We start from the raw sequence: 24,369 nt of genomic DNA, 5'->3' as shown, positions 1-24,369 counted from the left end.
CCTAGGCACTGCTCAGCAGATGCCCGTGGTCATGAAGCACGTCACGGACTTCCGGCACTTCCCCGAAACCCTGAAGCCGGCGGAGTACGACGCGGGCACGCGAAGCGATGCGGTCGCTGGTCATGTCCGCGGAAACGGACACAACGCGTCGGGCTTCCTCCGCTGCCTGCTCGGGTTCGTTGGCGTCAGCGAGAGCCATGGCGAGCCACGACCGGTACAGCGCCACCTCCCGGGCGTGCGTGGCGTCATAGCGACTGAGGGCATCGGTCAACAGCGGGACGGCTCGCAGCGGGCGGTGCAGCTCAGTGAAGACCCGGGCATCCATGACCTCCAACTCTTCCCTGCTCACCCAGTACGCCCACGCGGGCGCCTCGCCTTCGTCTGCCTCTGTCAGTGCATCGTGTGCCTGTCCGAGTGCCTGCATGGCGGGTTGTGCCTCTCCGGCGCGCGTGTGGGCCCACGCGACCCGGTCGAAGAACAGGGCACGCGCCTTGGGCGGAGCGTCGGGCCCAGCTTCGTCAAGTGCAGCACGGGAGAGATCAACACCCGCGCGTTCCTGTCCGGTGTTGCTGAACTGGTAGGCAAGACTTCCCGCTACGTTTGCGACCAAGGGGCCGTCGTTCGCCTGCCGCGCCGCTTCGATCCCGATGCGGTAAGCGCGTTCAGCCTGCGCGTGCTGCCCGGCATCGCTGGCGATCCAACCGGCGATCTGGGCCAGTTCGCCAATCTGGGACAGCAGCGCGCTGCCGACTGCTTCCCTGTGAATGCCCTCGCGATACAGCCGCAACGCGGCATTGAGTTCGCGGAACACGGGGGCCATCAGGTCGCCCCCGGCGAGCACGTCATCAGCGAGCCGAAAGCCGTGGACGCGGGCAGTAAGGCTCGCTACTTCCTCCCGGCCGACGCGGCGACCCGACCGTGCGTCGAGTGACCCCAGTGAGTCGCCTGGCGGGATCAGCTCAGCGAGGACCACGGCGGCCCCGAACGGCGGTCCGCCCGACTCGCCTCGGACGTAGCCGGCAGCCCGCTCCAGCTCCCCACGGGGGACACCCAGGACTTTCGCGATGAACTGAAGCCAGGAATCCGGGATGCGCTCTCCGCGCTCCCACCGGGACACCTCGTTCCTCGTGACGGACTGCGTGCCGGAGACCGCACACAGCATCGCAGCGAGCTGCCGTTGACTCTTGTGCGCATCCCGTCTCAGCCGTGCCAAGTACGCGCCGAACTGCCGTCGCCGGTCATCACTCACGCGCTGGCCCCCTCTCCCCTCCAGTGTGGCCCCTCCCTGGCCCCCCGTGCGGCTCCTCTCCCAGATATGCCCCCAACGGTTCGATGAGGTTTCTGCCATCAACAGACCCCCGCGACCGTCCGACCGGCCCGGGGGCATGGCCACCAACCCTGGGAGGTTGACGGCATGCGCAAACATAGCGCGTGGATCTTCGAACTGCTGTTGCGGCTGGTACTGCCCGCGCAGGGGCGTCACCGGTCCGCCGGCACCGTAACCGTCGCTGTCCGTCGGCGGAAAAGGCGGGAGCAGCGGGGGCGACGGTGCGCGCTGTGGCTCGCGGCGCACGGGATCGGCGCCGGGCCGCGCTGGATCCACGGTGTGGGGGTGGTGAGTTGATGCCCCGTAACTGCCGACCCGTTCACCTGCCGGACCCGTTTCCGGTGCCGGAGCCCGCGCCGGTTACCGGGTGCGACGTGTGCGCCGCCCTGGCCGAGCAGCGTGCGGTGGCGCGTTCCGCCGGAGACAAGGCGGCGGTGATCGACCGCAACGTCGAGATGCGCCGCCATCCCCACGCGTGGGGAGCGAAGTCGTGAGCGAGCGGGCCCGGTTGAGGCCGCCGGAGCTGCGGCCGCCGCTGGTGGCGACGGGTGACGGCGTCATCTGCGTGCCCCCTGGGGATCCGGTGCCGTCGTGTCCGGATCCGTGTGCGATCTGCCGGGCGAAGGGGCGACAGCCCACGCCGGAGAAGTGAGCCATCAGGCCGGTAGGGACGTCGCAAGGCCCCATCCCCGTCAGGGCTCTACGGAGCCTGGCCGGGGTGGGGCGGCTTCTGGGCTTCTATGACACCGGCGCCTCCCGCGCCGCCCCGTGGGTGCCCCTCAGAACAGGCTCAGCAGTGCCTCCGCCGGGTCCACCGGCGCCGCGTCGCCGTTCGGCAGCGCGAGTTCGAACCAGACGGTCTTGCCGCGCGGGGTGCGCCGGCTGCCCCAGCCCTCGCTCAGCAGCCCGACCAGCTGCAGACCGCGGCCGCCCTCGTCGGTGTCCCGGGCCCGGCGCCGCCGCGGCTGGGCCAGATCGGCGTCCCAGACCTCGCAGACCAGCGTCCGGTCCAGCAGCAGCCGCAGCCGGATCTCGCCCTGCCCGTGCCGCAGGGCGTTCGTCACCAGCTCGCTGACCAGCAGCTCGGTGGTGTCGACCAGGGCCTGCAACCCCCAGTCCGTGAGCTGGTCGCGGGCCAGCTCACGGGCCCGGGCCACCGACCGCGGCTCGGGCGCCAGGCTCCAGTCGCCCACCGCGTCCTTGGGCAGCCCGTGCACCCGGGCCATCAGCAGTGCGATGTCGTCCTCGCCGTGCCCGGTCTCCAGTGCGGACAGGACGTGGTCGCAGACGTCCTCCAGCGGCCGGCCGGAGTCCGAGAGCGCCCGCCGGAAGGCCTGCAGCCCCTCGTCCAGCGGATGGTGCCGGGACTCGACCAGACCGTCGGTGTACAGGGCGAGCAGCGCGCCGTCCGGCACCTCGACCTCGATCTCCTCGAACGGCTCCCCGCCGACGCCCAGCGGCATCCCCGGCGGCACGTCCAGCAGCAGCGCCTCCTCGCCCTCCTCGACCAGCACCGGCGGCAGATGCCCGGCGTTGGCGAAGGTGCACCGGCGGGTGATCGGGTCGTAGACGGCGTAGACGCAGGTGGCGAGGTAGACCTCGGAGAGGTCGGCGGTGCGGGCCGAGCGGTCCTGGGCGGGCCCGCCGGACGCCGCCCCGGAGCGGCTGCGCGCGGTCCGCGCCATGGCCCCCCGGTCGCCGTTGCCGCCCAGCCCGCGCGCGATCTCGTCCAGCGCCCCCAGGACCTCCGCCGGTTCCAGGTCCAGCAGCGCCAACGTGCGGACCGCGGTGCGGAGTTCGCCCATCGCGACCGCGGCGCGCAGTCCCCGGCCCATCACGTCGCCGACCACCAACGCGGTGCGGTGGCCGGGGAGTTCGATGACGTCGAACCAGTCGCCGCCGACCTCGGTGGCGGTGGTGCCGGGCAGATAGCGGCAGGCGATGTCCAGCCCGGCCGCCTCCGGGTCGCCGGGCGGCAGCAGGCTGCGCTGCAGTATCAGGGCGCGCTCGTGCTCGCGGCGGTAGAGGCGGGCGTTGTCGATGCAGACCGCGGCCCTGGCCGCCAGTTCGACCGCCAGCGCGGTGTCCCGCTCGCCGAACGGCTCGCTGCCCTTCGTCCGGGAGAACTGCACCAGGCCGACGACGGTGTCCCGGGCGACCATCGGCACCGCGAGGGTGGAGTGCACCACCGCGCCCAGCTCCGGCCCGTCGTCGCTCTCCCGGCCGGGGATGATCTGCGCCTGGGCGGTGCGCAGGGCCGCCGCGCACGGGGAGTTGAACGGGTAGCGGTGCACGGCGCCGACCGCGACCGGCGTCTCCTCGGGGGCGCCGGCCGGGAGCGGGACGTCGGAGACCGCGCTGGCGAAGGCGACCCGGCGCAGCTCCGCGCTGCCGTCGCTCATCCCGGGCTGCCCCTCGTCGCCGGCCAGCAGCCCCTGGTAGAGGTCGACCGACGCCAGGTCGCAGAACTGCGGTACCGCGACGTCGAGCAGGGTGCGGGCGGTGGTCTCCAGGTCGAGGGAGTTGCCTATCCGGGCGCCGGCCTCGTTGAGCAGCGCGAGGTTGCGGCGGGCGTTGGCGGCCTCGCGTTCGGCGCGGCGGCGGCCGGTGACGTCGGAGGCGAGCGCGGCGACGCCGATGGGGCGGCCGCTGGCGCCGTGCAGCCGGTAGAGCGAGACCGACCAGCGGCGGCGGTCGTCCTCGCCGGGCACATGGCCCACCAGCTGCATCTCGCTGACCGGTTCGCCGGTCTCCAGGACCCGGCGCAGCGCGGCGGTCATCCGCTCGGCCTCGGGACGCGGCAGGAAGTCGTGCGGGGTGCCGCCGCGGTACCTGCTCGCCGGGCCGCCGAAGACGGTGGCGAACCGCTCGTTGACCCGCAGCAGCCGCAGGTCGGTGCCGAACAGGGTGAAGCCCATGGGGGATTGACCGAAAACGGCCTGCGCGGCGGCGAGGTCGGTCTCGATGCCGCGGAGCGCCCGGACGTCGACGACCAGGCAGACCGCGCCGCGTTCGCCGTCCTCGTTCTCCGCCGGCATCACATAGATCTCGGCGAGCCCCTCGGCCGCCCGGCCCTCCTCCCTGCGGTAGGGCACCAGGCCGGTCCACTCCCGGCCGTCGAGGATCTCGGACACCTTGCGGCGCCCGGTCTCGCGGAACTCGCCGGGCACGAACGCCTCGACGGGGTCCTTGCCGAGGGCGAGGCGGGCGGGGATGCCGAGCATCTGCGCGGCCCGCTCGCTCCACTGGTCGATGCGCCCGTCGGGCCCGAGGGAGAACGAGGCGACCTTGATGTAGTCGTAGATCGATCCGGGGCGGCTGCTCTGCCATACCGGCGCACCCTGCGGCTCGCGGGCATGGCGGCGTTCGCCGGGGTCCGCCCGGTCGTCCGCACCGCCCCGGCCGCCGTTCTGCGCGGGTACCACCCCGCCGGATGACATCTCGCTCACGAGCCCCGTCCCCTCCAGCTCATCGTGCCCGGACCGGACCTGCCGAGTATTCCAGCACCTCGGCTATCCGGAACACGGTCTTCACGATCACAGCACAGTCTCGATCGCAGGCCCTCTACGAAATGTCGATGAAATGGCAACGATCAGGACTCCTCCTGACTCCTAACCAGCCACCGACAACTCGAACCACACAGTCTTGCCGCTCTTTCCCTGCCGGGTGCCCCAGCGCCGTGAACTGTGCGCGACCAGCTGGAGTCCGCGTCCCCCCTCGTCGTCGGGGGCGGCGGTGCGGGTCCGCGGCGGGTCGGGCAGCGGATCGGAGACCTCGACGAGCAGCGCCCCGGCGCCGAGCAGCACCATGCGCACGCCGATCGGCCCGCTGGCGTACCGCAGGGAGTTGGTGACCAGCTCGCTGACCAGCAGGACCGCGACATCGGCGGCGCCGTTCAGCCCCCAGTCGTCGAGCACCTGACGGACCATGGTGCGGGCGGTGCGCACCGCACCGGGGTCGGCGGGGAAGCTCCACTCGGCGCTCGGCGCGCCGGAGGCCCTGCCGCGCCTGCGGACATCGGTGGCACCGGGATCCGGGACCTCTGCCGCTGCGCCGTCGCTCACGCCGATCACTTCCCAGGCCGAGGGTTCCCCGTCGTACCCGGCCCACACCGAGGGGGCCAATCAGGACATACCCGGTATCGAACGGCGAGTACCGCCCCCAATGGCACACAGTGGCACAAATAGCGCATATATCCCGGCAAAGCGTGAGCGCGGGGCGGCACGCGGGCCACGGCGAGGACGCGTGCGGGCAACGGGCACGACGAGGGGCCCGGCGTGGCGTCGAGCGCTCCGCAGGCGGCCGTTCGGAGCGTCGTCGGCCGCCGGGGCGCACGCCTCGGCGGCGTCCCGCCTACAGCCGCGCGCCCGGGATCCCCACCGCGGGCAGGGACCCCAGCCGGCGCATCACCTCGGCGACCGCCGGCCGGTCCTGGTCCAGCCAGTCGACCTCGCGCTCCTCGCCGGGCCGCAGCCAGCGCAGCTCGTCATGGTCCTGGAGCGGCTCCGGGCGGCCGGAGACCAGCCGGGCGGTCCACACCTGAAGCACATAGCCGGGCCGCAGCACCCACTCGCCCGGAATCCGCTCCACGGGGGCGACGTCCACGCCCAGCTCCTCGTGCAGCTCGCGGACGAGCGCCTGCTCCGGCGTCTCGTCGTCCTCCACCTTGCCGCCGGGCAGCTCCCACCGGCCGGCCAACGCGGGTGGCGCGCTCCGCCGGGCGGCCAGCAACCGCCCCCGCTCGCACACCGCACCGCCCACCACTACGCGCACCGTCGTCATGCGCGGCAGCCTACGTCCCCCGCCGGTCTTCCGCTCCCCGCCCGTCTCGCCTCGCGCCGCTTCTCAGGCGGCTCCCTGCCCGACCCGCTCGACCACGTAAAGCCGCTGATTGCCACGGGTGTCGAGGCGGTCGGCGACCCGCTCCGCCTCCGCTCGGGTGGCATAGCGACCGACGCGATAGCGGTTGCCGCCTTCGTCCTGGCGGATGACGAGCCAGGGCAGCACGGTCTCGTTCTCGGTCATTGCGCCCCTCCGTCCGCCGCGCAGCGCGCCGCGGCGGCGCGCCCCTCCTCTGCTGATGCCGAAATCGCAATCCGCATATGCCCGAGCCTACGCCCGACCTTCACGCACCGGTTATGGAATTACACAAAGAGAGACCGAACCGGCCACCCGCGGGCCCTGGATCACCAGGTGCGGCCCGCGAGCGGCCGGGGTGCCCGGGGAACTCGGGCGGTTGTGCGGGGTGGGCCGGGGGCGGCCCGCGACGGCGAACGGCGCCTCAGGCGGTCGTCGGAGCCTTGTCGTCGCCGGTCTCGGCGCCCGTCTCCTCGGCGGCCTCGGCCGCGGCGAGCTCCGCCTCGACCGCGACCAGCGACGGGTTGCGCCAGGCGCTGCGCACGCCCCAGTAGTAGAAGGCCAGCGCGATCGCCGCGACGACCGCGAGGTCGATGCCCGGCGGGAGGTAGCCCTGGCCGCCGAACTCCTTGCCGCCCAGGTAGGAGACGGCCGCCATCACCACGAGGTAGATCACCATCCACGCGCCCGCCTTGAGGTGCGGCATCAGCTCGCGCAGCGGGCTGCGGCCCTGCTTCCACGGCCGGACGATCTCGTACCAGGCCCAGACCGGCAGCCCGATGGCCATGATGAAGATGACCTTGCCGGTGAGCGGCCACTTGCCCCAGTACAGGACCAGCGAACCGAAGATCATCGCGATCGGCGCGATGACCGGCATGGCGCGCAGCTGCACCGGCCGCTTCATCTGCGGCGCCAGCCGCCGCAGACCCATCACCGCGACCGGCCCGGTGATGTACGAGATGACGGTCGCGACCGAGACGATCTCGGCGAGCGAGCCCCAGCCGCGGAAGACCGCGAGGAACATGAACGCGACGACGAGGTTCAGTACCAGCGCCGGGCGCGGGATGCCGGTCTTGGGGTCCACCTTGCCGAAGACGCCCGGCAGATGACCGTTCTCCTGGACGCCCTGGATCATGCGCGAGGTGGTCGCGGCGTAGATCATGCCCGTGCCGGACGGCGAGACGAACGCGTCCGCGTACAGCAGCAGCGCCAGCCAGTTCAGGCCCCAGGCGAGGCCCAGCTCGGCGAGCGGGGAGTGGTAGGACAGACCGCCCCAGCCCTTGCTCAGGTCGGCGGCGGGCACCGCGAAGAGGAAGGCGACCTGCAACGCGAGGTAGATGACCAGCGCGATGATGATCGAGAAGGCGACGGCCTTGGGCAGCGAGCGGCCCGGGTTGCGCGCCTCACCGGCGAGGTTCAGCGGCGACTGGAAGCCGTTGTAGGCCCAGACGATGCCGGAGAGCGCCACACAGCTGAAGACCGCGCTCCAGCCGTTGGGGGCGAAGCCGCCGGCGCGCTGGATGTTGCCGGTGTCGAAGTGCGAAAAGATCAGGGCGCCCGCGGTGAGCGCCGGCACGACGATCTTGAAGACCGTGATCGCGGTGTTGGTCTTGGCGAACAGCGAGACCGCGAACCAGTTCATGAAGAAGTAGAAGATCAGCAGGACGCTGGCCACCGCGACGCCGGAGCCCGTGAGCTCCTTGCCGTCGAACAGCGCCTTGGCCCAGCCGAACTCCCACGAGCTCATGTACTGGACCGAGGCGGTCGCCTCGCCCGGGATCACGGAGACGATCGCGATCCAGTTGGCCCAGGCCGCCAGGTAGCCCGCGAGGGAACCGTGCGAGTACTGGCCGTAGCGGACCATGCCGCCCGCCTTGGGGAACATCGAGCCGAGCTCGGTGTAGGTCAGCGCGATGGTCAGGGCGACGACCGCGCCGATGACCCAGGCGAGGATCGCGGCCGGGCCGGCGATGGCCGCGGCGCGCTCGGCCCCGAACAGCCAGCCGGAACCGATGATGGATCCGAGACCAGTGGCGGTCAGGGCGATGGTCCCGAGGGACCGACGGTAATTCGACGAGTGCGAGCCCTGCTCCGCACTCGTCGTCTTCGTCGTGGTCACGTGCTGGTCTCCTGATCTTCCCCCGTGCCGTGCACAAACTTCGCCATCGTATGAGCGAATCCGAAGATCCGGTTCCCACACCGGACAAAAAATCCCGCCGAGTTGAGCCTCTGTGAGGTTTCCAACACCGATATGCGGACGGCATTCGCCAACAAACCCCTGCAAATCGGACAGATAATTCGGCTGGAAATTGCGGGCGGCAGACCCTGCGATTTGCGCAGGATCCCCACACCCGGCGTCGACTTGGCGACCACGGGGAGTCCGCGAGGGTGTCTCCGAGGGCCGCCGTGGAACGTCCGCGGAGTGCTCTCATGGCGGCCCCGGGCACCCGGCACACGCGCCAGGGGGGGAGAACGCCACGCGGGAGAACGTCGCGCCCCGCCGCTACTTCACCGGCAGGTGGTACGCCACCCGATGGCGCGCCGCGAGCGCGATCACATCCGCCGTCTCGACCGGCCGACCGCCCGCGAAGTACGTACGCGAGACGACCAGCACCGCATGCCCCGGCACCCCGCCCAGCGCCATCGCCTCCTCCGCCAGGCCCGGCCGCGCGCCGACCTCCTCGACGACGTTGTCCACCACCACGTCGATCGCGGCCATCCGCTCGACCACCCCGCGCCCGGCCAGCGGGCCCTCCTCCGGCAGCATCACCGGCGTCCGTCCGGTGATCTCCAGCGGCTCCCAGGAGGTGGAGAGCATCGACGGCTCCCCCTCCGCGCGGAACACGTAGCGCGTCCGCATCACCCTGGCGCCCACCGGGATCCGCAGCCGGGCCGCCACCGCCGAACCGGCCGCCTCCTGCTCGCTGTTGGACTCCCAGGTGCCGCGCACCCGCTCGTCCGTCTGCTCCTGGCGGAACGGCGTGCAGCCCCGGCTGTGATAGCCGCCGCGGGCGATCCGGCGCGGCACCGGCTGCTCCCGTACGTACGTCCCCGAACCGGACCGGCCCTCCACCAGGCCCTCGGCCATCAGGACCTTGCGTGCCTCCAGTGCGACGGTGTCGGAGACGCCGTACTCCTCACGGATACGCGCCTGGGAGGGGAGCCGGGTGTGCGGGGCCAGCACCCCGTCGACGATCTTCTGGCGCAGGTCACCGGCGACGCGGAGGTACGCGGGCTGCTCACCGAAAGGCACGTGCCCCTCCCAACAGCTTGACAGTCAGCGACAGCGTGACAACCCCGCGTTGCCGACCGCAAGCTTGAGCCATAGCTTTACGGATGGCGATTGCCGCAGCTCAGCTCCGTCTCCCCCGCGCCCCGCCGCACCCCAAAACACCCGTTACGCCCCTTCGCGCCGGCCTCCGTCGCGCCGCCCACGGCTGTCCGTTCGTGTCCGTCCCTGTGCGGTCGCTTCCGGCCGTGTCACCATCGCCACCGAGCAGAAAGGGACCGCGATGCCGATCGAGAACGCAGCCGTCAGCTCCCTCCGCCCGATGCCCGACGACTGGCGGCGGGCGCTGGCCGTCGTGGCCCACCCCGACGACCTCGAATACGGCGCCGCGGCAGCCGTGGCCGAATGGGCCGACGCCGGCCGGGACATCCGCTATCTCCTGGTCACCCGCGGCGAGGCCGGTATCGACGGCCTGGCGCCGCCCGAGTGCGCCGCGGTCCGCGAGGCCGAACAGCGCGCCGCCGCGGCGCACGTCGGCGTCCGCACCGTCGAGTTCCTCGACGGCCACCGGGACGGCGTGATCGAGCCCTCCATGGCGCTCCGCCGCGACCTGGCCGCCGCGGTCCGCCGGCACCGCCCCGAACTGCTGATCACCCTCAACCACCGCGACACCTGGTTCGGCACCCACTGGAACACCCCCGACCACCGGGTGGTGGGCCGCGCCGTCCTGGACGCCGCGGCCGACGCCGGCAACCGCTGGATCTTCCCCGAACTCGCCGACGCCGAGGGCCTCTCCCCGTGGACCGGCGTCCGCTGGACCGCCGTCGCCGGCTCCCCCCGGCCCACCCACGCGGCCGAAGTGGGCCCGGGCATCGACCGCGCCGTCGACTCGCTGGCCGCCCACACCACTTACATCAGGGCCCTCACCGCCCCCGACCAGGACCCGCACGCCTACGCCCGCGACTTCCTGGACCGCGCCTTCGCCACCGCCGCCGCCCGCCATCACGGCCGCCCGGCGGTGCTGTTCGAGGTGTTTGCTCACTAGGGCGGGTCCGAGGGCCGGCTCAGGAGGCGGGGCCCGGTCCGGACAGGGCGAGGGCCACGTGGAGGGCGGTGCCGGTGATCATGGCTTCCTCGTCGAGGACCATCCGGTTGGAGTGGCACGGGGCGGCCTCGCCCGGGGAAGTCCCCGGCGGGCAGGCGCCCACGAGGACGAGGGCGCCGGGGACGCGCTCCAGGAGGTAGCCGAAGTCCTCGGCGGCCATGACGGGAGCGGGCAGCTCCACGGAGCGTTCCGGGCCGAGCAGTTCGGCGGCCAGGCCGAGGACCCGGGCGGCCTTTTCGGGGGTGTTGACGGTGGGGGCGCAGCCGTAGCTGTGGCTGACGCGGCAGGTGAGGCCGTGGGCCTCGGCGGTGGACTCGGCGAGGCGGGTGATGCGGTCCCACGCCCGGGCCCTCGACTCGGGGGTGTAGGCGCGGAGCGTGCCCTTCAGGACGCCCGATTCCGGGATGACGTTGGAGGTGGTGCCGGCCGTCACCGCGCCGAGGCTCACCAGGACCGGCGAGGCCGGGTCGAAGCTCCTGGAGACCGTGCTCAACAGGCCGGTCCCCAGGGTCAGCAGGGCGGGGATGGGGTCGTTGCAGGTGTGCGGCATGGACGCGTGGCCGCCGCGGCCGGTGAGGGTGATCTCGAACTCGTCGCAGGAGGCGAAGAAGGAGCCGGGCCTGGTGGCGACGACGCCGGCGGGGAGGTTGGGGTTGACGTGCAGCGCGAACGCCGCGTCCACCGGCTCGTCCAGGAGCCCCTCCGCCAGCATCCGTTCCGCGCCTCCGCAGCCCTCCTCGCCGGGCTGGAAGACGAACTTCACGGTGCCCGCGACCTCCGCGCGCAGCTCGGTGGCCAGGAGGGTGGCGGCGCCCAGCAGCATCGCGGTGTGCGCGTCGTGGCCGCAGGCGTGGGCGGCGTCCGGGTTCCGACTGGCGAACGCGAGGCCGGTGTCCTCCGTCATGGGCAGCGCGTCGGTGTCGGCCCGCAGCAGGACGGTGGGGCCGGGGCGGCCACCGCGCAGGGTCGCGGTCACCGAGCTGCAGGTGCGGCCCCGGGCGACGTCCAGATCCAGTCCTTCGAGCGCCGTCAGGACGGCCTGCTGGGTCCGCGGGTTGTGGACTCCGGTCTCCGGGTGGGCGTGCAGGTCGCGGCGCCAGCCGACGAGTTGGGGAAGCAGCTGCGCGACGCGGTCGAGCAGGTCGGTGCGTACGGCGTCACGCATGGGCTGGTTCCGCCTTTCGCAGAGCCTTGGGCAGGGCGAGGACGACGATCAGGAAGGAGAGGCCGGCGCTGGCGGCCGCTCCGATGACGATGGGGTCGTAGGAGTGCAGGGCGTCGAAGCTCAGGCCGCCCGCCTCGCTGGCCGCGAAGGCACCGACCTGGTGGAGGCACCACATCAGCCCGAGGGCGAGGCCCTTGGCGCGCGGGTCCAGCGCGTTGAGCAGGTACATCGACCCCGCCACCACGGTGCCCATGTAGCTGATGCCGAAGAGCAGGCCGAAGATCCAGGCGGTGAGGACGGAGGGGGCCACCACCATCACGACGAGCGACAGGGCCCGGATCAGATAGCAGCCCGCCAGCACCTTCAGGCCGTGGCCGCGGTCGCACAGATACCCGGCGATGAGCGAACCGACGATCTCCGCGGCGCCCAGGATCGCCATGGTGGTGCTCGCGGTGCCGCCGCCCAGACCGTGGCTGTCGAGGCTCGCCACCAGGTGTACGTCGACGAAGGACATGGTCACGCCGCAGCCGACGAAGGCGAGGCTGATGGTCCAGAAGACCGGGGAGCGCAGTGCGGCACCGACCATGCCGCCCGTGGCCGGCGCGGCGGTCCCGCCGGTCGGCTGCTGCTCCCCCGCCGGCGCCGCCTTCCCGGGCTCCTCCGGCGTCTTGTTCTCCCCCGGCAGGAATATGAGGGCCAGCAGCATGAGGGCGACCATGACGACGCCCAGCACGATGAACACCGTGCGCCAGGAGGTGCTCTTCTCGACGTAGATCCACAGCGGGACCAGTGCGATGAAGCCGACGGCCGTGCCGTTCATGAGGATCGCGTACGTCAGACCGCGGCGGTGCGGCGGGAACAGCTCGTCGACCAGTACGCCCAGCGGAACGTAGGAGATCGCGGTGTACGCGATGGCCAGCCCCACTCCGTAGACCACCGAGAACAGCGCGAAGGAACTGATGACGCCGCCGACGAGGAACATCGCGCCGCCCAGTACCAGCCCGCCGGCCAGTGAGCGGCGGGCGCCCAACCGGTCGGCGGCGAAACCCATGACGGGCGAGGCGATCGCATAGGCCAGCATGAACACCGACGGGGCGAGGGCGAAGGTGCCACGGCTCACCGAGAAGTCGTGCGCCATCGACACATAGAACACGCTGACCGTGTTCTTGATGGCGGACGACATCAGCGCGATGACGAAACCCAGGGCGACTGCCACCAGAACGAAGGTTTTCGTGTGTGCCCCTTTCGCCGTCGATGGGGAGTCGGGGCCGGGCCGCGCCTGCGTTTCGGGCTCTGTCTCGTTGGTCGCCATGTCGTCCTTAGTCACTTGCCTTGGTGGTCGGTCGGCGCGGATCGGTCCATGAGCGGTGCGGCTCGATCCGCCCCGGCGCTCGGGGGATCAGGCTTCCGGCGTCGGGTCCGCGCGCTCGTTCAGCTCCGCGAGTCGGCTGGTGACCGTGGCGGAGAGTTCCGCCACCTGGTGCCGCATGTAATGTCCGCGGTGCCGTTGTCCGTCGACGCGGACGTAGTCGTCGAGCACACCGTACGTGGTGAATCCGAGGCGGGCCCAGACCTTATGGGCCTTGGAATCCTCCCGGACGTCGATGAGAAGCAGTTCGGTGCCGAGTTCGGTCGCCTTCAGGCAGACGTGCCGGGCGAGTTGGAAGACGGCGGTGGTACCGCGCACCCGGGGCGAGAGGAATGCCTTCTCCACCTCGGCTATATGGCGGGAGTTGGGCATCGAGCGGGTTCGGATCACGCACATGGCCACGGTGCCCTCGGCGTCCTCGCCGATGAGGACATGGCCTGTTCCCTTCGCCTGGAGTTCCTTGAGTCCGTCGACGAATCCGGTGAGTTGCTCGTCGGTCGGCCGGGCCGCGTAACCGAGGATTCCCTCGTCGGCGACGCTCGCGGCCAGCATGCCGGCCACGTCCTCGGCGTGGTCGTCCAGATCGGCGGCCCAGTGCCAGCGCAGTTCAGCAGTCATCGCGTTCACTTACCCGGGTTTCTTCGTGTGGAGGCGGTGGAGGAGATAAAGCGGGTGGTGGGGGTCGAATGCACGCGCCGTGATCAGGGCATTGTCGTGTGCCGTGGCCAGGGCGCGTGGTGTGCCGATTTCACATGGTCGGGCGTGCGGTGGACCGTGCGACGGCACGCAGCCAGTTCCCGAGGAAACTGCGGGTGTCCGACTGCCAGTCGGCCAGGATTCCCTCCGTCGCCGCCTCGGCCGGAAAGCTCGCCAGCAGGCCGGTGTCCCGCTGTTCCCGTAATTTCTCGGTGTAGCGGAGGACCAGTTCCCTTGCCGTTGCGTCCAGATAGGGTTCCGGAAGTCGCGGGAACTCCTCGGTCTCCCCGGCCAGATGCCGTCGCAGATCGCGCTGGTATTCGCGCAGCAGGGTGTCCCGACGGTATTCGGGGTGCCCCTGGCAGTAGAGGTGGCGCAGTCCGTCGGGGCTCGCCGCGAGATGCCAGTCGTCGCCGCCGGTCTCCAGGAGGGGGACGACGCCCGCGCGGTGGAGTTCCGTCGCCGGCACGCTGTTCCAGCGGGAGTGCGGCACGGGCGTACCGTCGGACATGCCGGCGGTGAGCGCGTGGTCCGGCACGCTCACCCGGTGCTCGGCCACTCCCGTGAACTTGTCGGCCAGCCGCCGGCGCCGCAGCCCGTGCAGGACGTACAGCGCGGCGTGCGCCGACTGACACGAGAAGAGGGTGGAGGGCACCCGGTCCGCGGTGTCCTCGATGATGCGGCGGACCACGGCCAGCGCCGGCTCCGACTCGATGTCCAGCCGGGTCGGTTCGCTTCCGGTGACGAGCAGGGCGTCCGCCGCGACGAGCCGCCGCCAGTCGATGCCGCAGTGCTCGGGGGCGCAGTTCGGGTCGACGGCGTGGTACTCGAAGCTGATGGGCAGTCCGCTTTCCGTGGCCGCGGACTCGACTGCGGAGCGGAACATCTTCTGTGCCGGCCTGTTCGGGACGGCCGACATGAGGTCGACCAATCCGATCCGCAGCGCTCTTCGCTCGGAATCATGGCGGGTGTGTGACATACGGTATCCATTCACTCGGACGAAACGGTCACGTTGTCGAGTGCCTTGTCCAGGTCCGTGATGATGTCGTCGATGTGTTCCAGACCGACGGAGATCCGCAGCATGTTGGCGGTGATTCCGGAGCGTTCCTTGGCCTCGGGCGACAGCCGGCCGTGGGTGGTCGACGCGGGATGCGTGATCATGGACTTTGTGTCGCCGATATTGGTCGTCAGGGAGATCAGGGAAAGACCGTCGGCGACCCGCCAGGCCGTTTCCTGGTCGCCACGGACGGTGAAACTCACCAGACCGCCCGGACCAGACTGCTGACTGACGATCAGCTCGCGCTGCGGATGCGACCGCAGGCCGGTGAAGAAGACCTGTTCCACGGCCGGATGGTGCTCCAACCACTCGGCCAGGAGCTGGCCGTTGCGGGAGTGCTCCCGCATACGGATTTCCAGCGTCTCCAGACTCTTCAGGAAAACCCAGGCGTTGAACGGGCTCAGGCCGGGACCCGCGGTACGCAGCACCCCGCCGATCTCCTTGACGAGGTCGTCACGGCCGACCACGACGCCGCCCCCGCACCTGCCCTGGCCGTCGATGTACTTGGCCGCCGAGTGGATGACGAGATCGGCGCCGAGCGGAATCGGGTTCTGCAGCGCGGGCGTGGCCAGGGTGTTGTCCACCACCAGCAGAATTCCGTGTTCGGCGGCGAGCGCGGACAGCCCGCGCAGATCCGCCACGTGCATCAGCGGATTGGTGGGGGTCTCCAGGACGAACATCACGGTGTTCGGCTGGACATGGCGGCGCCACTCCCCCAGGTCCCGCACGTCGACGATGCTGGAGGAGACCTGGAATTTCTTCAGGTAGGTCTGGAAGAAGCGGGTGGTGGTGCCGAACATCCCATCGGCCAGCACCACATGGTCGCCGGCCTTCAGCAGGCCGAGTGCGATTCCCAGATACGCGGCCATACCGGACGCCACGGCGACGCCGGACTCCGCCTGCTCCAGCGCCGCCATGCGCTCCTCGAAGGCGGTCACGGTGGGGTTGCTGAAGCGCACATACACGTTTCCGGGACGCCGCCCGGCGAACTTCTCCGCGGCGTCCTCGGCGTCGTCGAAGACATAGCTGGAGGTGAGGGCCAGTCCCTCGCTGTGGGAGTCCGAGAGGTCCTGGTACTGGCCTGCCCGTATGGCGCGGGTGGCGAAGGATTCTGAGGTGAGGGGTTGAGTCACGGCGAATTGCGCTCCTTGATCCGTCCGGCGGCGTCGGCACGCCGGAATCCGGACTGCGGCGGCGGTGTGCGCCATTCACACCGGCGCACAGGGAATTGACGCGAACGTCAGTGGGCTGCGGCGGCGGGCCACCTCGTCGGGTCGCCTCGGGAGAACGTGCGGCTCAGGCACCTGGCACCTGGCACCTGGCACCTGGCACCTGGCACGGAAATGGGGCGCGCGGTGATCCGCGTTCCGTCCCCATTTCCGTGGACCGGGTGGGCGGGCCTCAGAGCCGGCCGGCCTTGTACTCCTGGTAGATGCCCTCGTACATGTTGTAGAAGAGGTCACAGGTGTGTCCGACCGCGTAGAGCGCCTCGGACTGCTGCTCCTCGGTGGTGCAGATGTCGGCGACCAGGTCCAGGCCGTGCCGGACGTGGTGGACGTCCTCCTCCTGGTGCACCGAGAAGAACAGCAGGTCCTCGTCCTTGAGGCCGTAGACCCGCTTGAAGAGGATGTCGCGGGCGTCCGCGCCGCGGGTCTCCAGGTTCTGGCCCTCGCTCGCGATCATCACCGCGGCCGCCCCGATGTGGTAGGTCTCGGGGTTCTTCACTGCGGTCATGCGGTAGTCGATGAGTTCCTGGGTGGCCGGCAGGGCCGTTTCGGCGTCCCGCGTGGCGTCGTCGATGCCGATGGCGCGGAGGAAGTCCTCCATCAGCTGCACGTGGTTCTTGGTCTTGGAGATCCGGCCGGTCTCCTCCTCGTAGAGGTTGAAGAGGAGCCGGCGCTTGTGCTTTCCGTCCGCCTTCGGGCAGTAGTAGAAAAGCGTCTCTATGTAGTCCAGGAAGTGCTTGGTCAGCTGGTAGCCCTGCAGCGCCACCTTCTGGAGCGTGTGCCGGTCCGGGTTCTCCGGGTCGAAGAGAATGTCGAACATGGGGTGGGAGAGCGTGAGCTTGTTGTGCAGGGTACGCTCGAGCTCGTCGCGGAATGCGTCTCGTTCCATCAGCATGCCTGGACTCCTCTACCTGATTTCCGGCTATTAGCGGCGGCTAGTTGCCCAAAAGGCTAGATGAAGCCCATTTCAAAACCCTGTTATGCCGATGTCATCGCCGGACGGGCAGGCCGCGGCCGTATACGACCCCGGTCTGCCGCCCTGCTCGCGCACGGCCCGCGGGGCGTGCCCGCGGGCCGTCCCTCAGTCGCCGTGGTCGGGGTGGCCGCGCGCGCCGAACAGCCGACGGCAGGGGGCGGCCGGTTCCGAGGCGCAGGCGTCCGCGCCGCACTCGGCGGGCGGTACGGACAGCGCGGGCACCCGCGCGCGCTCCGTGTCGTAACGGCGTTGCAGCGGTGGACCGTTCGTCACCGTGGCGAAGCCGGGGCCGCGCGAGGCGTCCGCGGCACCGCGGAGGGTGGCGAACTCGCCACCGCACGCCGCGTGATGGGCGCGGACGGCGGGTGTCAGGGGCGCGCGGGCGAGGGCGCCCGCGACCGTTCGGCGTTCGGCCGCGAGGTCGCCCACGCCGCGGGGTGCGCCGGGGACGGGCCCCACGGCACCCGCGACGGCGCCCACGATACGGTTCCCGGGCCCGGCGCCGTACGCCCCCGCGCACCCCTCCTCCACGGCCGTACCGGGCTCCGTCGCCACGACCTGCTCGATCGCGTAGAGGCGCACCAGATCGTCGAGACGGTAACGGAGTTGACCGGACCGGCCGGTGTCCCGCACCTCGATGAGCCGGGCGTCGACCAGCTCCTCCAACAGGCTCTCCAGCACGGCGGCGGGCAGGCCGAGCAAGGGTGCGGCCACCCACTCCCCGAAGTCGGTCAGGGTCAGCCGGGCCAGCCCGTGCAGCAGCCGCCGGGCGGCGGGGCCGATGCTCTCGTACGACGGCCTGAGGCTGGCACGGACGGCCAGCCGGTCGTGGCACAGCTCGTCCAACCGCCGCCGCTCGTCGGCCAGTCGCGCCACGGCACGCGCCAGCGACCAGTGCGGCTTGGCCGCGAGTTTGGCGCCGACGATGCCGACCGCCAGCGGCAACCGGCCGCAGTGCCCGACCAGCTCCCGGGCGGCCTCCGGCTCGGCTCCGGTGCGGCCGACGCCCACCATGCGCCTGAGCAGTTCGACGGCCTGCTCCTCGGGGAACACGCCGAGTTCGAAGACGTTCGCCGTGGACACCACGCCGACCCTGGTGCGGCTGGTGATCAGCACGCCGCAGCTGCCCGTCCCGGGGAGCAGCGGCCGGATCTGGTCGGTGCCCGCCGCGTCGTCGAGAACGATCAGAATCCGGCGGTCGGCCAGTAACGCGCGGTAGCGCTCGGCGCGCTGCTCGACCCCCTCGGGGATCGCCGACGCGGGCAGCCCCAGCTCGCGCAACAGCCGCTCCAACGCCTCCCCCGGCGGCACCGGGCGGGCGCCCGTGCCCCGCAGGTCGATGTAGAGCTGGCCCCCGGTGAAGGCCGGACGCAGCCGGTGTGCCACGTGGACGGCCAGTGTCGACTTGCCCGTTCCTCCTGCGCCCACCACGCCGACGACCGGCACCGGCCCGGTGGCCGGCGCCAAGATGCCCTGGATGGCGGCGATTTCGGCCTCCCGCCCGACGAACTCCCCGGTTTCACCCGGCAGCAGACAGGGACCCGCCGGCGCCACGGCGGCGGCAGACGGCACGGTGGCGGCAGACGGCACGGTGGCGGCAGACGGCACGGCGACGGCCGGTGCGCTGGAAACCTCCGCAGCGGCAGGCACCGGAGCGGACCACGCACTCGAAGCATCCGTTGCGCCCGGAGCACCCGGAGCGCCCGGAGCACCCAGCACATCCGAAGTATCCAGTGCGTCCCAGGCATTCGCAGCGTCCGGGCCTCCCGAGACGCCCGACGCCGACGAGGGGACAACCGCCGCACCCTCCGCCCCCCGAACAGCCTTCGGCCCCACCGGCCGCACAGGCCGCGTTTGCCGCGTCGGCCGCACAGCCGGCAGAGTGCCGTGCAGGATGTCATGGTGGAGTTGCCGCAGCTCGGCTCCCGGAGCCACCGCGAGTTCCCGCTTCAACAGGTCGCTGGTCTCCCGGAAGACGCGCAACGCGTCGGCCTGGCGCCCGGAGTGGTAGAACGCGGTCATCAGCTGGGCCCGGGGGCGCTCGAACAGAGGGTGTTCCTGGACGAAGCTCGACAGCTCGGATATGAGGTGCTCGTACTGCCCCAACTCCAGCTGGATCTTCGAGCACATGTCCCGCAGCGCGACCCGCTTCTCTTCCCAGGCGTGGACGTCCGACTGCCACACCTGGCGCGAGATCCCGGCGAGCAGCGGGCCGCGCCAGAGCGACAGCGCCTCCCCGAGGAGTTCGACCGCCGCCTCGTCCTCACCGGCGGCGCGCCGGTCGGCGGCCTCCTTGCCCAGCTGCGTCACCCGGTGCGTATCGAGCCGGACGGCGTGGGTCTGCAGGCGGTACCCCGGCGCGTCGGTGACGATGAGGTCGCCCGCGGCGCCGGCCTGCGTCAGCTTGCGCCGCAGGAGGGAGACGCACACGGCGACCTGGTTGCTGGGATCGGCGGGCGGCCGGTCCTCCCACACGCAGTCCACCAGGCGCTGCACCGGAACCGTCTCCCCGGCGCGCAACAGCAGCGTCCCCAGTACGGATTGCAGCCGCGGGGCCGTCATCTGGAGCCGTCGGCCGCCCACTTCGACGTCCAGCGGCCCCAGTAAGCGGCATTCCAGAACGCTACTCGTCGATGCGGCCACGGCAATTCCCCCCTTGTGAGCACTTCTTACCCGCGGGGGCACACGCCCCGCGAGCCTGCGGAACTAGCGTTCACCGCACCCAGGGTAGGGGCGCGCGGCGCTCCTTGGCGGCAGTGACTTCGTGGCGAGGGCGTCGTGGCGGCGAAGTGGGCCGTGACGCAGGACGTCATGCGCCGAGGGAAGCGCCCGACCCCCGAGCGGCAAGATCATTACGCGTATTAATGCAGCCCCCGGATACCGCCTCAAGAGTCCGTCTCACCATCCGAGACAACCCTCGCCGCCCGAACATCCCCCGCCCCCACCCACGAACGCCCCGCACCAGTCCCGTCCCCCGTAGCAGCCCAACCCTGCCCGACCTGCACGTTCACCAGCTCACTACGGCCACCCCCGTCGGCGATCCCGTGGCCCGGGTCCAGTCGAGTCGCCACGGTTGCGCCATGACCGCACTGCCCGACCAAGAGGCCGGCGCCCCTGTCGTCCACGTCTACGAACGCGACGAACCGACCGGTGTCTACGCGCCCGCCGGCATCTTCCGCGGAACCCTGAAGCGCCCCGTGCCCTTCGAGATCAACGTGGATCTCGACAGGCTCACCCCTCCGCGAAGCAACTAGGGCGCTTCTGACGGATCTGCGAGACGTCGCCCGGCTCACAGACGGTGCTCGTCCATCAAACGCATCAGATTGCGCTTGCGTTTCTGGGCGGTACGCAGGGCGGTGACGTACTCGGTGAACTCCTCCGGCGATCCCAGACGCCGGTGACAGTCCCGGATGCCCAGCAGCAGGCTGACGAGCTGCTCGTAGACCGCGTTGCCGGTCTCCTTGGTCAGTGGCTCCACCAGGCGCAGGTAGACACCGAGTGCATCGGCGGGGCGGGTGGCGCGGGCCTGGTCGGCAAGGGTGAGCCACTGCCGGTCGTGGGCACCGGTCTCGGTGGCGGCCTGCCAGGCGGCGTCGACGTCCTTGTCGTCGAGCAGGGCATCGACCAGGACGGGGCCGTCGTACCAGCCCGGTCGCCGCTGCTCCGCGTCGGCCCGCAGCAGGGCCAGTGCTCCCTCGCGCTCGGCCGGCCAACAGTCCGCAGCCCGGGCGGCGACACGCAGCTGCTGGTACGCGAGCAGGGTGCGGCGGGCGCCGAAGTGGTCGCGGCGCAGGGCGACGGCATCGACGAGCCGGTCCGCCTGCGCATAGCGGTCGCAGAGGTGGTCGACGAGGGCGGTGTCGACGGCGTCGAGGTCCCCGGCCTCCCGGATGCCGCGTTCCGCCCAGCGCAGGGCCTCGTCGGGGCGCCGGGCGGTGTCCAGCTCGCGGGCGATGACCAGGTGCGTGTGACCGTTCGGTGCCAGGTCGGCCGCGTGCACCGCAATCACCGCGTCGATGTCGCCTCCCCCCTTGGCCAGACGCTCCATCAGGTACTTCTCCGCCCAGCCCCGGCGGTTGCCCTGCCACGCCTCGACCGCCAGCTGCCGCAGGACGGCCATCCCCTCTTCGCCGAGAACGTCCTCGTAGTCGAGTGGATCGATGTCCGTGAGGCCGTCGTCCAGCTCACCGAGCGCATGGCCGACCAGCCAGCGCGCGAGCTCCCCCGGGTCGGGGCGCGCCGCACGGCACGCGTCGAGATGGGCGTCGGCGAGGCCGGTGCCCACCTGGCCGAGCCATCCGTCGGAGTCGTCGACGCACTCCACCGCCCGGGCCAGCGACTTCATCGCCTCCCTCACCAGGGTGATCGCGTCGGCTGCCCGTCCGGAGCCGGTGAGCGCGCCGATCGCCGACACCGCCTGCCCGGCCTGGTCCGCGTAGGCGCGGGCATCGGCGTACTCGACATATCCGTACCGCGCGAACGGGCCGACGTCGAGCAGTTCACGGATGCGGGCCCGGACCGCGGCGAGATCCCCGCGGGCGCTCGCGGCCCGCAGCTCCAGGCGGCGCCGCAACTGCCGGTCCTCGCCGACCTGTTCCCGCACCAGAGCCAGCAACTCGTCCTTGGACAGGGCAGACAGCCATGCGTCGAAGTCCTGTGCCCGGTCCCGCGCCGCCTTCCGCTGCCGCGGCAGGCTCTCCCGTTGGGCGAGCACCGTCAGGCCGAGGGCGACCAGGTGCTTGCAGAAGTTGCCCTCAAGGCCGTACGGACAGTCGCACTCCCCGGACAGCCCGCCGGGCCCGTCCAGGGCCAGCTCCACCTCGTACCGTTCCGTGCCGTGGACGTTCGCGCTGATCCGTCCGTCACCGACCTCGACCCCGGACACCGCATCCACGTACCCGCACCCGCGCTCGAAGGAACGGACACCGGCCAGCGCCTTGAGCTTCGCCTCGCTGAAGCCACGCATGCTCTCTCCCGCCCTGCCCCTGGTCCTGCCCGTCGCGGTAGCCAGCCTATGGCTGTCAGTGAGCCTGATCCGGCACTCCAGGACTGCGGATCGACGCCGCGCGGACGTCTGGGCCCTACTGGCCGGGCTCAGGCACCTGAGGGAATCCACTCGGCGCCGACCCGGCACGGGAACGACCAAGGGCCCGACTCCAGAGAGCCGGCCCCTTGGTGACCTGCATGCCCATCAAGTCAGCGACGCGGTGTTGCCCCATCCGCTCACACGTTGAACCGGAACTCCACCACAACTACTCTGACCTGCGGTTATGCGGGCGCATCCCAGCACAATCCCAGCACGGGATTCACTGCAAAGTACAAGAAGATCCAGAAGCGCCAAGACTACGCATCAACGCCCGCCCCGGATACAGGTCGCGCAACACTCCAGGCGCTGTAATAGTTTCTGTACTAGACTTGCGGCCATGAAGTCACCCCGCCCCGGCGGCACGGAGAACATCTCCGTGTCGATGCCCTCCGAACTCCTCGGTGCTCTGCGCACCCGTACCGGTAAACGCGGCGTGTCCGCGTACGTGACGGCGGCGGTCCGGCATCAGCTCGCCATGGACGGCCTCGCCGAGATCGTGGCCGCCTACGAAGCCGAGCACGAGCCGCTGAGCGACGCCGAGGTCCAGGCTGCGCAGAGCGAACTGTTTGGTGACGCACCGGCGCCCTACGCGTCGAACGACAGCGCCGCATGAAGGAGCCCGCGGCCAGGTCCCTGGTGCTCGACTCCCAGGCGCTGTCGCTACTGCTGCGCAACGACCGCCAGATGATCACCCGGATCGAGGCCGCCCGGCGCGTAGGCGTGCCCGTCCTCGTATCGGCCCTGACTGTGGTGGAGGCCGTCTACGGGAAGACAGATACCGCCCGGCTGCGCTGGGTGCTCTCCCGCCTTCAAGTCCAAGACGTCACCCAGGCGGACAGTCTCACTGCGGTGCAGCTCCTGAGCGACGCCGGCGGCCTGCACGGCCACAAGTACGCCATCGACGCCCTCGTAGCCGCGATGGCGCTCCGCTCCCCGGCACCCGTCCTCGTAATGACCTCGGACCGCGACGACTGGTCGAAACTGTGCGGCGACGGAGTACAGATCAAGGATGTCTAACCTCGGCGTTCACTCAGCTTGAATCCACCTGCTGATTGTGACTGGATCACGACATCTGGACGACGACCTTGCCCTTGGCGTGACCCTGTTCCAGGTAGGCCAAGGCGTCGGCGATCTACTCGAAGGAGAAGACGCGGTCGGTGACGGTCTTGAGGGTGCCCTTGTCGATGAGGCCGGCCAGTACCTTGAGGTCGGCTCCGCTGGGGTGCATGAACAGGTAAGGGTAGCCGACACCCCGGCGGCGGGCCGCCCGGCGGATCTTGGCGCTCGCCGCTGCGTGGCGAAGATGCCGCAGTCGCTGGACTTCACCGAGGCGGCTGGGCTCCCGCTCGCCGGACTGACGGCCTTGCAGGCGCTGCGCGACGAACTGGCGGTCAAGGGGGGATGATGCTGCGACTTCGCTTGTCAGGATGCGAGTTGACAGCAATTCGGTGTTCGTGCTCGTTCGCTGTAATTCGTGGCCGTTGCCGTCGCTACTGCCGTCAGCGCTCTGCGCCCTCCGGCGAATTCCAGGAACGCCGAAATTCCGTCAAGCGGCTTTGTCGTGCGGGGTGGGGCTGATGGTGAGGTCTGCGCCGAGGGCGTGGGCCAGGCGTCGCAGGAGAGGAAGCGTCGGCACGGTCCCGCCACCTTCGAAGCGGCAGATCTGGGGTTGCTTCATCCCACACCGCTCGGCCAGCTCCGCCTGGGATAGGTCGAGTTGGATACGACGGGCCTGGACGAGTTGTCCGAGCTCGCGCGCGAGTGCGGAAGATGGGTCCTGCATAACTCCTCCCCGGCTCAGGCTGCCGAGGCGGCGATCATGACGGTGGGCTCGTCTCCGCCGGCAAGGTGCAACGTCCAGGGCGCGGGCCAGGCGCATGACGACTGCGATGGGCGGCGGCTCGGTGGCCGTCTCGATGCCCTCGATGTCATCGACGCTGACGTGCATTCGCTCGGCCAGGTCAGTCTCGCTCAGGCCCAACTGCATGCGTCGGTCGTAGATGGCTTTGCCCAGCGTCATGGCGAGGCCTGCCTCTTCGTAGACCCGGTCGTACTCGGGGTCAGCGTCGAGGTGTTCACCCAGCATCTGACGGTGACGACGGGTCCTCCATTCGCTGTGGTTCATCGGTTCTCCTTGAGGTTGCGGCTGTAGAGGGCGTGTTCGGCTGCGGCTTCGTGCTCGGCCTCACACAAGCGCTCTGCGGCGCGGGCGCGGTCCGCTTCGGCCTCCTCGCACATCTTCGTCTTACGGAAGCCTGTCAGCAGCACGACGCGTC

Annotated in this window: 20 protein-coding genes and 1 pseudogene; 4 read left to right on the top strand and 17 right to left on the bottom strand. The window is 70.7% G+C overall.

Annotation, left to right across the window (positions count from 1 at the left end):
* Nucleotide 1: 1 nt before the first annotated feature.
* The 7 genes from K2224_RS11645 to K2224_RS11615 all read right to left on the bottom strand — a co-directional run bounded on the left by K2224_RS11645 (nt 2) and on the right by K2224_RS11615 (nt 9,437).
* Nucleotides 2-1,249, bottom strand: a complete 1,248-nt coding sequence (locus tag K2224_RS11645) for a helix-turn-helix transcriptional regulator (protein WP_260692534.1) — start codon at nt 1,247-1,249, stop codon at nt 2-4.
* Nucleotides 1,250-2,106: 857 nt separating this feature from the next.
* Nucleotides 2,107-4,767: a SpoIIE family protein phosphatase gene (locus tag K2224_RS11640; protein WP_260693441.1), complete on the bottom strand. Its 2,661-nt coding sequence runs from the start codon at nt 4,765-4,767 to the stop codon at nt 2,107-2,109.
* A 171-nt stretch (nt 4,768-4,938) separates the two neighbouring features.
* On the bottom strand, nt 4,939-5,400 hold the full coding sequence (locus K2224_RS11635) for an ATP-binding protein (protein ID WP_221906489.1): 462 nt from the start codon (nt 5,398-5,400) through the stop codon (nt 4,939-4,941).
* A gap of 280 nt (nt 5,401-5,680) precedes the next feature.
* Nucleotides 5,681-6,109 (bottom strand): (deoxy)nucleoside triphosphate pyrophosphohydrolase, encoded by a 429-nt coding sequence (locus K2224_RS11630; RefSeq protein WP_221906488.1) that lies wholly within the window; start codon nt 6,107-6,109, stop codon nt 5,681-5,683.
* Nucleotides 6,110-6,172: 63 nt separating this feature from the next.
* Complete coding sequence (locus tag K2224_RS11625; protein WP_221906487.1) at nt 6,173-6,352, bottom strand: SPOR domain-containing protein; 180 nt, start codon at nt 6,350-6,352, stop codon at nt 6,173-6,175.
* 256 nt (nt 6,353-6,608) lie between these two features.
* The gene (locus K2224_RS11620; RefSeq protein ID WP_221906486.1) at nt 6,609-8,303 is read right to left on the bottom strand and encodes an APC family permease; all 1,695 of its coding nucleotides are present in this window, start codon (nt 8,301-8,303) and stop codon (nt 6,609-6,611) included.
* A 384-nt stretch (nt 8,304-8,687) separates the two neighbouring features.
* A complete protein-coding gene (locus tag K2224_RS11615; protein WP_018536309.1) occupies nt 8,688-9,437 on the bottom strand; it encodes a GntR family transcriptional regulator in 750 nt (249 codons plus the stop codon).
* Nucleotides 9,438-9,696: 259 nt separating this feature from the next.
* Between K2224_RS11615 and K2224_RS11610 the strand changes: the two genes are divergently transcribed.
* The gene (locus tag K2224_RS11610) at nt 9,697-10,458 is read left to right on the top strand and encodes a PIG-L deacetylase family protein (RefSeq protein WP_221906485.1); all 762 of its coding nucleotides are present in this window, start codon (nt 9,697-9,699) and stop codon (nt 10,456-10,458) included.
* Between the two features lie 19 nt (nt 10,459-10,477).
* Here K2224_RS11610 and K2224_RS11605 read toward each other — a convergent pair whose 3' ends face one another.
* From K2224_RS11605 to K2224_RS11575, 7 genes are all read right to left on the bottom strand, one after another.
* Nucleotides 10,478-11,683 (bottom strand): M20 family metallopeptidase, encoded by a 1,206-nt coding sequence (locus tag K2224_RS11605; RefSeq protein WP_221906484.1) that lies wholly within the window; start codon nt 11,681-11,683, stop codon nt 10,478-10,480.
* The gene (locus K2224_RS11600; protein WP_221906483.1) at nt 11,676-12,899 is read right to left on the bottom strand and encodes an MFS transporter; all 1,224 of its coding nucleotides are present in this window, start codon (nt 12,897-12,899) and stop codon (nt 11,676-11,678) included. Before K2224_RS11600 ends, K2224_RS11605 begins: the two co-directional genes overlap by 8 nt.
* 183 nt (nt 12,900-13,082) lie before the next feature.
* The gene (locus tag K2224_RS11595) at nt 13,083-13,670 is read right to left on the bottom strand and encodes a hypothetical protein (protein ID WP_221906482.1); all 588 of its coding nucleotides are present in this window, start codon (nt 13,668-13,670) and stop codon (nt 13,083-13,085) included.
* A gap of 130 nt (nt 13,671-13,800) precedes the next feature.
* A complete protein-coding gene (locus K2224_RS11590; RefSeq protein ID WP_221906481.1) occupies nt 13,801-14,727 on the bottom strand; it encodes a homoserine O-succinyltransferase in 927 nt (308 codons plus the stop codon).
* An 11-nt stretch (nt 14,728-14,738) separates the two neighbouring features.
* Nucleotides 14,739-15,938: an O-succinylhomoserine sulfhydrylase gene (locus tag K2224_RS11585; RefSeq protein WP_221906480.1), complete on the bottom strand. Its 1,200-nt coding sequence runs from the start codon at nt 15,936-15,938 to the stop codon at nt 14,739-14,741.
* A 268-nt stretch (nt 15,939-16,206) separates the two neighbouring features.
* Nucleotides 16,207-16,926, bottom strand: a complete 720-nt coding sequence (locus tag K2224_RS11580; protein ID WP_221906479.1) for a TenA family transcriptional regulator — start codon at nt 16,924-16,926, stop codon at nt 16,207-16,209.
* A gap of 186 nt (nt 16,927-17,112) precedes the next feature.
* Nucleotides 17,113-19,650, bottom strand: a complete 2,538-nt coding sequence (locus tag K2224_RS11575; protein ID WP_221906478.1) for an AfsR/SARP family transcriptional regulator — start codon at nt 19,648-19,650, stop codon at nt 17,113-17,115.
* Nucleotides 19,651-20,102: 452 nt separating this feature from the next.
* On the opposite strand from K2224_RS11575, the pseudogene K2224_RS11570 reads away from it, so the two are divergent.
* Nucleotides 20,103-20,261 (top strand): annotated as a pseudogene (locus tag K2224_RS11570) (Uma2 family endonuclease); the annotation flags it as partial.
* 35 nt (nt 20,262-20,296) lie between these two features.
* Here the strand turns inward: K2224_RS11570 and K2224_RS11565 are convergent.
* On the bottom strand, nt 20,297-21,973 hold the full coding sequence (locus K2224_RS11565) for an SWIM zinc finger domain-containing protein (RefSeq protein WP_221906477.1): 1,677 nt from the start codon (nt 21,971-21,973) through the stop codon (nt 20,297-20,299).
* Between the two features lie 457 nt (nt 21,974-22,430).
* On the opposite strand from K2224_RS11565, the gene K2224_RS11560 reads away from it, so the two are divergent.
* Nucleotides 22,431-22,706 carry a hypothetical protein gene (locus K2224_RS11560; RefSeq protein WP_073802374.1) on the top strand — a complete coding sequence of 92 codons (276 nt, stop codon included), beginning with the start codon at nt 22,431-22,433 and terminating at the stop codon, nt 22,704-22,706.
* Complete coding sequence (locus K2224_RS11555; protein WP_221906476.1) at nt 22,703-23,110, top strand: PIN domain-containing protein; 408 nt, start codon at nt 22,703-22,705, stop codon at nt 23,108-23,110. Before K2224_RS11560 ends, K2224_RS11555 begins: the two co-directional genes overlap by 4 nt.
* 529 nt (nt 23,111-23,639) lie before the next feature.
* Here the strand turns inward: K2224_RS11555 and K2224_RS41585 are convergent.
* A complete protein-coding gene (locus tag K2224_RS41585; protein WP_399018318.1) occupies nt 23,640-24,218 on the bottom strand; it encodes a helix-turn-helix domain-containing protein in 579 nt (192 codons plus the stop codon).
* Nucleotides 24,215-24,361, bottom strand: a complete 147-nt coding sequence (locus K2224_RS11535) for a hypothetical protein (RefSeq protein WP_260692531.1) — start codon at nt 24,359-24,361, stop codon at nt 24,215-24,217. Before K2224_RS11535 ends, K2224_RS41585 begins: the two co-directional genes overlap by 4 nt.
* Nucleotides 24,362-24,369: the final 8 nt, after the last annotated feature.

The organism is Streptomyces sp. BHT-5-2 (genome assembly GCF_019774615.1).
Classification (GTDB): domain Bacteria; phylum Actinomycetota; class Actinomycetes; order Streptomycetales; family Streptomycetaceae; genus Streptomyces.
This window is presented reverse-complemented; position numbering and strand designations above follow the sequence as displayed.